Genomic DNA, 1,122 nt, shown 5'->3' with positions numbered 1-1,122 from the left:
AAGGTTCCGAGGCGTCTCAAAACACCACTTACAGGGCTATCTAAACTTCTTGGGCTGGATCCTCAACACCGACGACTGGTTCGAGCAGATCCTAAGTACTGACTTCTACAGATGAGCGCCGTCGAGTTATTCGCCGATGCAGTAGTCTCGTATCCCGGTCCAGGGTACCCCTACGAGCCGGTCAAGCGTGTCAGCCAACTAATCGAGGAGACCACCGCCATGTGTGGCTTCGGCACGACCGTGTTCAAATCCATCAACAATGAAACCGTCTGCCAATCGGTAATCGGCGGCATGGAGTACGAATACATCTACTCACCGGCGGTCCTCGAAGCGACGATCGGGTGGAATCCGGAAGCGATCGCTGAGGCGGCGGCCTGCGACAATTGTACCATCCTCCTGCACGACGACCTCCCCGACGAGAACCGGTGTGGATTCGGCATCTTCGACGACCGAATCGGCATCTGTTGTCATGATGCCGAGACGGGGATGCTCGAAGCGGTCATCGACACTGACAGCCCCGAAGCCCGTAAGTGGGCTCTCTCGGTTTTCGACCGACATCGTGCCGACGCACGCTCGCTCGGCGATGAGGAAATAGCCGCACTGTTTCCATCGGAACTCATCGCATAGCTGACTGCTCAGCGACAATGCTTTCACGCGGTGAAATATTTCACTAGAAATTTACATCTCTTCGACGGGCGTAGAATGACGAGAAGGTAGACTGAAATGACATCGCTCCCATCCCAACGCTCGCTTCCAGAAACGGCAGTTACCGACCTTCGGTCGAAAATTCGTGGAACCGTACTCCGGCCCGAAACGGACGAATACGACGAGGCCCGCAAAGTGTGGAACGCAATGATCGACCGACGTCCCGCCGTCATTGTTCAGGCACTTGGCACCGCTGACGTCATGGCTGCGGTCACATTCGCCCGAGACTGCGAACTCGAAATCGCCATCAAAGGCGGTGGACACAACGTCGCAGGCAATGCCGTCTGTGATGACGGGTTCGCTCATCTGTAGCGGTGAATACTTTCTCATGACTGGAGTTCGTAGCCTTCCCCAGCATGGTCAGCAGAGAGAGTGTCAACGAGGTCTTTCTACCTGACAAAGAGGACTGTTTAGAGT

General features: G+C 55.5%; 2 protein-coding genes and 1 pseudogene. All 3 read left to right on the top strand.

What is annotated here, in order from left to right:
* Nucleotides 1–115 (top strand): annotated as a pseudogene (locus ACR3FF_RS27130) (IS1595-like element ISHti5 family transposase); the annotation flags it as partial.
* Nucleotides 112–627, top strand: coding sequence for a helix-turn-helix transcriptional regulator (locus ACR3FF_RS27125; protein WP_458191203.1), 516 nt, complete (start codon nt 112–114; stop codon nt 625–627). The pseudogene ACR3FF_RS27130 and the gene ACR3FF_RS27125, both read left to right, overlap by 4 nt.
* Before the next feature lie 96 nt (nt 628–723).
* A complete protein-coding gene (locus tag ACR3FF_RS27120) occupies nt 724–1,017 on the top strand; it encodes a hypothetical protein (protein WP_458191201.1) in 294 nt (97 codons plus the stop codon).
* The last annotated feature ends 105 nt before the right edge of the window (nt 1,018–1,122 follow it).

The sequence above is a fragment of the Haladaptatus ordinarius genome, from assembly GCF_054177595.1.
The sequence above is the reverse complement of the archived record's forward strand: the minus strand, read 5'-3'. Positions and strand labels throughout refer to the sequence as shown.

Excerpts from the sequence above, each read along its gene's own strand:
- ACR3FF_RS27125 (WP_458191203.1), top strand. The coding sequence starts at position 112 with ATGAGCGCCGTCGAGTTATTCGCCGATGCAGTAGTCTCGTATCCCGGT.
- ACR3FF_RS27120 (WP_458191201.1), top strand. The coding sequence starts at position 724 with ATGACATCGCTCCCATCCCAACGCTCGCTTCCAGAAACGGCAGTTACC.